Source organism: Haladaptatus sp. (assembly GCF_049589095.1).
Taxonomy (GTDB): Archaea; Halobacteriota; Halobacteria; order Halobacteriales; family Haladaptataceae; genus Haladaptatus.
Genome location: NZ_JBAWAC010000267.1, coordinates 1 through 7,908 on the forward strand (window position 1 = coordinate 1; position 7,908 = coordinate 7,908).

Here is a 7,908-nt window from a genome sequence, read left to right on the forward strand (position 1 = left end):
GAGCAGGACGACCCGGCCGATGCCGACATCGCCCTCTTCCCGGCGAAAGAAGCGAGCGAAGACGATGCTGCACGAGCACTGGCTATCGGAACGCCAGTCGCCTTCGTCGGAGACGGCGCTCCGTTGCAGTCACAGCGGACCTGCACAGCGACGGGAAAGCGGTACGGAATCCCCGGTGACGGGTGGGGAAGTGGCGAACTCATCTCGGCCATCGTTCCCGCGGACGGGAGACTCGACACCCAACGGTTCATGAACATCGAACTCCCCGACGATGTACCGTGGGCGGTCAACGAGATACTGACCGGCCATCCCCCTGATTCCGACGTTTCGGTAAACGGCATTTCACACGCCGATTCGGCAACCGAGTTGGGAAGGACACGGATCAGAGGACGAACTCAGGTCGGCGCGTTCGACCGGTAGAATCGTGCTACCGCCGTTCTCGATGGCTCGCCGACGCACGCCGTCGTGGACACCGTGGCGACCATCGAGTCGGGAAGGGAAGTCGCAGGACACAACATCGAAGCGGGCTACCACGCCGACCGAGTCAAGGTCGTGTCCGAATTCGACGAGGAACTCGAATCGACGGTACCGGACACAGAGGAAACCGATTCGCTCACCATCAGCGAGACAGAGCGACCGAAAAGGGGGTCGGTAACGCATAGCTTCGAGCCGAGGACCGACGACGCCCGGAAGTCGTTCACCGTCGCCACCCGGTCACGAATCCACCTCGGTTCGTTCTCGTACCCCTTCGACGTCCTCCAGAACGTCCGTTTCAACTGGCGCAAACCGGGACTGTTCCACGACGAAACGTGGACACAGCACACGCCCGGACGGTCGCTGTGGGACCGGGGAAAATAGACCGTCGAAAACGGCGTGACCGTCCCTTATTCCTCTCGCTCGCCGACCTTCACCAACTGCTTGCCGATGTTCTCGCCCTCGAAGAGGCCGAGGAAGGCGTCGGGGGCGTTCTCCAAGCCTTCGGTGACCGTCTCGCGGTACTCGATCTTACCTTCGGAGATCCACTGCCCGAGTTGTTTCGCGCCCTCCGCAAAGCGCGGCGCGAAGTCGCCGACGAGGAGGCCCTCGACGGTCGCACGCGTCTCGATGAGTTTGCCGAGTTTGCGCGGGCCGGTCGGCATGGAGGTGGCGTTGTACAACGCGATCTGGCCGCAGACGGCAACGCGTGCATCGACGTTGAGTCGGGCGAAGACGGAATCCGTGATCTCGCCGCCGACGTTGTCGAAGTAGCGATCCACACCTTCTGGAGCGGCCTCGTCCAGCGCTTCGCCGTAGTCGTCCACGTCCTTGTAGTTGATTCCCACGTCGAAGCCGAGGTCGTCTTCGAGGAAGGAGACCTTCTCGTCGGACCCGGCGAAACCGACGACCTTCGCGCCGGTGAGTTTGGAGATTTGGCCGACGACGGAACCGACCGCTCCGGCCGCACCGGTCACGACGACCGTATCGCCCGCTCTGGGTTGGAGCACTTCTCGGGTCCCGAAGTAACCCGTCAGACCGGGCATGCCGAGGACGCCGAGCGAAGTGGAGATGGGTGCGAGGTCGGGATTGACCTGCTGGAGTTCCGGCCCGAGGGCGGTGACGTAGTCGGCCCATTCGAGGTTGCCGGTGACGATGTCGCCCGCCTCGAATTCCGTGCCGTTGGATTCGACGACTTCGCCGACGACGCCGCCCTCCAGTGGCTCGCCGACGTCCCACGGTTCGGCGTAGGACTCCCCGGCGTCCATCCGGCCACGCATGTAGGGGTCCACGGAGAGATACAGCGTCCGGACGAGCGCCTCGCCGGGGCCGGGTTCCGGTACGTCCTCTTCGACCAGTTCGAACGTGTCGTCGTCGGGCATTCCCGTCGGTCGCTGCGACAGCAAGAATTTTCGATTCGTCGCCATACAGGAGAATACAAGATACATGGATAAGGGGCCTGTGGCGGAAGCCGCCCTTGCCGGTATGCGGGTAATGCTCAAACCAAATACGGCTCGGCGTTTCATACGGGTGACTAAACACGGATGATCGAACGTACGGAGGTGTGAAACGACGGTTTTACAGGGAGAGGAGGAGCGAGACGATCATAACGACGACGCCGAACGAGATGTGGCCGACCATCGCCGATTCGAGGCTCTCGCCCCAGTAGAGCCACCCCAAGCCGACGCCGATGACCGCGTTAACGAGAACGATCTGCACGAGAAGGGCGGGGGCCACCGACGAGAACGCGACCATTGCGAGGAGATGGCCCAGACCGAACACCAGCGCCGTAATGCCGATCGCCGTCCACATGACGCGGGACGATGGCCGTTTTCCGCCTGCGAGCTTCCAGCACCCCCACACGACGAGCGTCATGAACCCATACCGGAGGAACAGTTCCTCCGTGATCCCGCCGTAGAGGAACCGGTTAGAAACGGTTTCCAGGACCGAGAAGACGGTCGGGTCACTCATCGGTCTCACGACGAGGGGCGAGAGACCGGGTACGAGGACCGTGAACAGCCCGTCGAGGGCGATAGCGACGACGGCGACACCGACACCGACGCCGACAGCGGCGGGGAGTTCCTCGCCGAACAGAACCGGCGGTTGAGTTCTCCCGACGATTCGGTAGAGAACGTGCGATTTGAGCCTCGTGCGCGGTGCGAGAGCCGTCCCGACGAGGCAGGCGAGTGCGAGCAGCAGGAGGGGCTGGGTGACGATGAGGAGGAACAGGGCGGGGGTCGATGCTCCCGCGAACTGTGGGAGGGAACGCAGTGACCCGAGCAACGACACGCCGACGACGACGACGCCGGGCAGTCCGAGTACGAACATCGTCACGACCCCTTTGACGAACGAACTCTGCCGCGCCCGTTTCGCTGTCGAGGGGGTTTGCATACCGGCCGCCGCGCACCCGAGTGGCAAAAAAGATTCGAGTGACGACGGACAGACTCGGTAGGCTGAGATATCGAATATCAGTCATTCGTGGGCGAAAAGGGATGCCCGATGCGGGTTCGTGACTCCGTCGAACCACGGATTTATAGCTCGATGCGACTACGTCGAACCATGAGCGGCCTCTCGCTTGACGCGACACAACTCGACCGCTACTCCCGGCACATCATCATGGACGAGGTTGGGTCGGAGGGGCAACAGGCGCTCCTCGACGCACGGGTTCTGGTGATCGGTGCTGGGGGTCTCGGCGCACCGGCCATCGAATATCTCGCGGCGGCCGGTGTCGGCACCATCGGCATCGCGGACGACGACGCCGTGGAACGGAGCAACCTCCAGCGACAGGTGATCCACGGGGACGACGACGTCGGTCGTCCGAAAGTCGAGAGCGCGGCCGACTTCGTGCGCGGTCTGAACCCCGACATCGCCGTCGAAACGCACGAGGTTCGCGTCGACCCCGACAACGCCCCCGCGCTCGTCGCGGAGTACGACTTCGTCGTGGACGCCAGCGACAACTTTCGGACGCGCTACCTCGTCAACGACGTGTGCACCCTCACGGATACCCCGTTCTCCCACGGCGCGATTTACAAGTTCGAGGGACAGGTGACGACGTTCACGACTGACGGGCCGTGTTATCGTTGTCTCTTCCCGGAAGCCCCCCCGGAAGACGCGGTCGCCGACTGTGCGACGACGGGCGTCCTCGGCGTCCTCCCCGGAACGGTCGGCTGTATTCAGGCGACCGAGACGGTGAAAGCCATCACGGGTATCGGCGAACTCCTCGACGGCCGGATGCTGTTTTACGACGCGATGGACATGAGTTTCGAGGAGGTCGAGTTCCGACGAAACCCGGATTGCCCGGTCTGCGGCGACGACCCAATCGACTCCATCGACGAGGTCGAGTACACCGAATCGTCGTGTGAAATGCGAGAGAACTGACATCATCTTCTTGAGTGCTAAACACCGTCAAGCACGTTCTAATGCCATGAGAACCGCAATATGAGTTTATCTCCTCTGCGGTAGTCTCTACATTCGAAGGTAACTACAATGGCAACTAAGCAATTCAACACCGGAGTAAACACGTTCGAGAGCAAGATCGGCGGCCTGACCGTTCGCGGGCAGGCACACAGCCTGAGTGCCTGGTTCGTGTTGGCGCTCCGTCTCATGGTGGGGTACGCGTTCCTCGCCGCTGGCTGGGCGAAACTCACGGCGGCGGAATCGTTCAGCGCGGCAGGGTATCTGACGAACGGGGTTCCGAAGGCCAGTCCCATGCTCGGCATGTTCCACTGGATGGGCACCACGCCGTGGTTCGTGGACATCGTGAACGTCGCGGTGCCGTGGGGTGAACTGTTCATCGGTCTCGCCCTCATCATCGGCGCGTTCGTCCGCCTCGCGGCGTTCTTCGGCGCGTTCATGATGCTGATGTTCTACTTCGGCAACTGGACCGTCGAACACGGAATCATCAACGGCGACTTCGCGTACATGCTCGTGTTCCTCGCCGTCGCGGCGTTCGGCGCGGGCCACATCCTCGGACTGGATGCGCGCATCGAACGCTACGAAGTGGACGGAGAACCGCTGGTCGAAAAGTACCCTGCCCTCCAGTACATCCTCGGCTAAGCTATTTTTCTTGGACTCAGATTTCGTACACGAAATAAATATAACTTAGACGACATAAGAGTGGCGCATGGAACACAGCATATCTCCGTACGAAGTGGCCCTCTTCGTAGGAATTCTCGCGGCAGTTGTCGTGAGCGGCAACCTCCTAATCGTAGCCGCCGTCTTGCTTCGTATTCTGAGCGTCCTGCTCGATATCCGAAACTCCCTTTCGACGCTCTCGGAGCGGGAAGTCCTCGAAGGCTGATTTTCCGCACCTGTCGGTTCTCGCCTTCCCGATTTTCACGGCACTGTTTTCCCGAATGGCGATGATACAACAACTATGGAATCAGGGGACGAAGACTCGGACGACGCGGACCCGAACAACGTGGACCTGGACGACATCGAACGTTGGCGAGCCAACTGGCAGGACGAGGTGGACGGCGCGGCGCTGTACCGGGCAATGGCCGAGGGGGAATCGAACCCCGAACTCGCCGAACTGTACGAGAATTTGGCGAAGACGGAGGGAGAGCACGCGGATTTCTGGGCGGCGAAGCTGGACGAGGCAGGCAAGCCCGTCGGTCTGCCCGCACCGAGTCGTCGCGCACGGACCCTCTCGTGGTTGGCGCGTCGGTTCGGCGCGAACGTCGTCCTCCCGGCGGTTCGCGGGAGCGAAACCGGCGGGGGCGTGGAGTACCACTTGCAACCCGACGCGGATCCGTCGCTCGCGGAGGACGAACGCTCACACGCCCGTCTCCTCGCGAACCTGGACACGTCGGGTGGCGTGGAGGGTGGAACGCTGGCGCGACTCGAAGGCAGGCACCGGGCGACCAGCGGGAACGCACTGCGCGCCGCCGTGCTCGGTGCGAACGACGGACTCGTCTCGAACTTGAGTCTGGTGATGGGCGTCGCCGGAGCGGCGCTGTCGGCGAACTCGATCCTCATCACGGGACTCGCGGGGCTACTGGCGGGTTCCGGATCGATGGCGATGGGCGAGTGGCTCTCGGTGACGAGTTCGCGTGAGCTGTACCAGCGCCAGATTTCGGTCGAGGCCGACGAACTCGCGGAAGTACCGGAGGAGGAGGAAGCCGAACTCGCGCTGATCTATCGAGCGAAAGGGTTGTCGAAGGAACAGGCGGACGAACTCGCCGCACAGATCATCGCCGACCGCGAGACGGCGCTCGACACGCTCGCACGGGAGGAACTCGGCATCGACCCGGAAGGACTCGGCGGGTCCGCGTGGGAGGCCGCGGGGTCGTCGTTCGTTCTGTTCGCGCTCGGTGCGATCGTTCCGGTCGCACCGTTCGCCCTCTTCACCGGACTCACGGCGGTGGGAACCAGCCTGCTCGCCAGCGCGGTTGCGCTGTTCGCCATCGGGGCAGGAATCACGCTCCTGACCGGCCGAAGCATCTGGTACTCCGGCGGGCGACAGGTGCTCATCGGACTCGCGGCGGCCCTTCTGACCTTCGGCGTGGGGCGGCTCATCGGGGTGACGATCGCGGGGTAATCGGACGAAACGCGTCGTCGTACTTCCACTCGTCGCGGAGCGCTCGCCACACCGACCGCCGTGCGGCGGGAATCGACAGCAAACGAGCCGCCAGCGACGGATGCGAGAGCAGGCGGGCCAGCGCCCGCGACGGGTGTCGGTCGATGTCCTCGATGTCGATACCCGACGCGGCCGAGAGCAGGTCGGCCAGTAGGTCGGGTCGTCCCGCCGCCAGCACGGTCGTGGCGAGCGACGCGAGCAGGTATTCGGCCCGCATCCCGCGGTGGAGTCGGTCGGGATACTCGGCCAGTTCCCCTTCGGCGACACACTCCGCGAGCAGGGTTGCCGAGTGGATCGCCTGCGAGATTCCCTTTCCGGGAAGCGGTTCGCGATTCCGGCGGCGTCACCGACGCGGACCACGTTCGCTCGAGGGTGAATCCGTTCCGGGTCGAGACTCGGCCCGCGCGGGATGATCGCGACGTTCGTTTCCTCCCTCGTGGGTTTCGGCCAGCCGTTCCGGTCACAGGCGTCGTGAAGCGCCGCGAAGTAGTCGTCCGGCACGTCGCGTTCGTGCCACCCGACGCCGACGTTGGCCCGCGTTTCGGTCTTCGGAAACAGCCATCCGTAGCCGAGGTATCCCTCGAAGACGATGCACGAACGGGGATACACGGCCGAGAAATCGCCCGTCACGTCGGCGTTGAGCGCGACCATCCGACCCGTATACTCGTCGGTCGTGCCGTCGGCTTTGCTCGCGAGCGAGGGCTGACCCGTGGCGTCCACCACCAGGTAGTACTCGTCCGCCAACTCGCGGAACTCCGCCTTGCTGACGCCGTGGTTCGCTCTCAGTTCGACGCCGTGGTCTACCACCCACTCCGCCCACCTACGCTCGACCGTATTTCGGTCGGTAATGTAGGCATCACGGGCGGAAAACCGACCGCCACCGACGGTTTCAGTTCCGCTACGAACCGTGACCTCGAACGAGGGAACGCGATGCAGAAAGCCGTTTTCGGCCGTCTTCTCCAGCGGGATTTTCGACGCCGCGGTCATCGCCTCGCCGCAGTTGACCCGCTTTTCGTCGTAACGCTGGCGCTCGAAGAGGGTCACGTCGTGGCCGAGGCGTCGGAAGGCGGTGGCGGCTGCGAGGCCGCCGACCGCACCGCCGACGACGGCGATATCGCGCCAGTATCGCATACCATGGCGGATACGACGACCGGAAGGAAAAACCTACTCAACGAGCAAACTGTCCACGAGTCGGGTGAACCGGTCCACCATCCGTTCGGGAACCGACGGCGTGACGGCCGTCAACAGGCGGGCCGTCTCCTCCGGTCGCGTCGGCGCGAGCGTCACGCGATTTCGGACGTCGTGGCGCTTTTCGACGAGGTCCTGTTCTTCGAGGTGGGACACGTGCCATTCGAGCGTGCTGCGCGCGATTCCGAGGTCGTCGGCGAGCGTCGCGGGACGGGCAGTACCCCGCTCCAACAACGTGACGAGCACGTCACGGGCCGTTTCCCGGCGGAGCAGTGCGAGCGCCGCTCGCTCCCACTCGTCGTACTCCGGTTCGTAATAGTGGGTCTTCCCGTAGAGCTGTTCGCTGACGAGTCTGTCGTCGGTCAGCAACCCCCGAAGGTGGTACTGGACCTGTCCGGGGGCGATGTCCGACTTCCGGACGAGGTCGTTGAAGTGAATTCCCGGACGGGATTCGACGCATCGGCGTATCCGCGTTCGTGTTTCAGTCATCGTATTTCCTTTTTTCCACAGTTCTGGCGTAGTACACCGCTCCGATGAGCAGGAGCATCATCACGATGTCCAATCCGTGTTCGAACAGGTGATGAGCGTTCGCGGTGAGGTAGTTCGCCATCGTCAGCCCACCGACGAGTTCGCGGCCAGCGAGGGCCGCGAACGCGAGCGCGATCAGC

The 7,908-nt window shown here is 63.5% G+C and carries 10 protein-coding genes and 1 pseudogene; 6 read left to right on the forward strand and 5 right to left on the reverse strand.

Translation table 11 applies throughout. The features are described from left to right. Together WBV42_RS08630 and WBV42_RS08635 are read left to right on the forward strand one after the other, a co-directional pair. Positions 1-420, forward strand: a pseudogene (locus tag WBV42_RS08630) (hypothetical protein); the annotation flags it as partial. Positions 421-465: 45 nt separating this feature from the next. Then, positions 466-858: a hypothetical protein gene (locus WBV42_RS08635; RefSeq protein WP_423985667.1), complete on the forward strand. Its 393-nt coding sequence runs from the start codon at positions 466-468 to the stop codon at positions 856-858. Between the two features lie 26 nt (positions 859-884). Here WBV42_RS08635 and WBV42_RS08640 read toward each other — a convergent pair whose 3' ends face one another. Next, entirely contained in the window at positions 885-1,901 is a 1,017-nt protein-coding gene (locus WBV42_RS08640) for an NADP-dependent oxidoreductase (RefSeq protein WP_423985668.1), read from the reverse strand. A gap of 151 nt (positions 1,902-2,052) precedes the next feature. After that, positions 2,053-2,865: a CPBP family intramembrane glutamic endopeptidase gene (locus WBV42_RS08645; protein ID WP_423985669.1), complete on the reverse strand. Its 813-nt coding sequence runs from the start codon at positions 2,863-2,865 to the stop codon at positions 2,053-2,055. Positions 2,866-3,033: 168 nt separating this feature from the next. Between WBV42_RS08645 and ubaA the strand changes: the two genes are divergently transcribed. The 4 genes from ubaA (at position 3,034) to WBV42_RS08665 (ending at position 6,013) form a co-directional block, all read left to right on the forward strand. After that, positions 3,034-3,852 (forward strand): SAMP-activating enzyme E1, encoded by an 819-nt coding sequence (ubaA, locus tag WBV42_RS08650; protein ID WP_423985670.1) that lies wholly within the window; start codon positions 3,034-3,036, stop codon positions 3,850-3,852. Positions 3,853-3,960: 108 nt separating this feature from the next. Continuing rightward, the gene (locus tag WBV42_RS08655; RefSeq protein ID WP_423985671.1) at positions 3,961-4,530 is read left to right on the forward strand and encodes a DoxX family protein; all 570 of its coding nucleotides are present in this window, start codon (positions 3,961-3,963) and stop codon (positions 4,528-4,530) included. Positions 4,531-4,597: 67 nt separating this feature from the next. Further along, positions 4,598-4,774, forward strand: a complete 177-nt coding sequence (locus WBV42_RS08660; protein ID WP_423985672.1) for a hypothetical protein — start codon at positions 4,598-4,600, stop codon at positions 4,772-4,774. 75 nt (positions 4,775-4,849) lie between these two features. Further along, complete coding sequence (locus tag WBV42_RS08665) at positions 4,850-6,013, forward strand: VIT1/CCC1 transporter family protein (RefSeq protein WP_423985673.1); 1,164 nt, start codon at positions 4,850-4,852, stop codon at positions 6,011-6,013. Here the strand turns inward: WBV42_RS08665 and WBV42_RS08670 are convergent. From WBV42_RS08670 to WBV42_RS08680, 3 genes are all read right to left on the reverse strand, one after another. Then, complete coding sequence (locus WBV42_RS08670) at positions 5,988-6,269, reverse strand: hypothetical protein (RefSeq protein ID WP_423985674.1); 282 nt, start codon at positions 6,267-6,269, stop codon at positions 5,988-5,990. The genes WBV42_RS08665 and WBV42_RS08670 overlap by 26 nt on opposite strands. Positions 6,270-7,216: 947 nt before the next feature. Continuing rightward, positions 7,217-7,729, reverse strand: coding sequence for a winged helix-turn-helix transcriptional regulator (locus tag WBV42_RS08675; protein WP_423985675.1), 513 nt, complete (start codon positions 7,727-7,729; stop codon positions 7,217-7,219). After that, on the reverse strand, positions 7,722-7,908 hold a 187-nt coding region (locus tag WBV42_RS08680; protein WP_423985676.1), incomplete at its 5' end, for a DUF7471 family protein. The genes WBV42_RS08680 and WBV42_RS08675, both read right to left, overlap by 8 nt.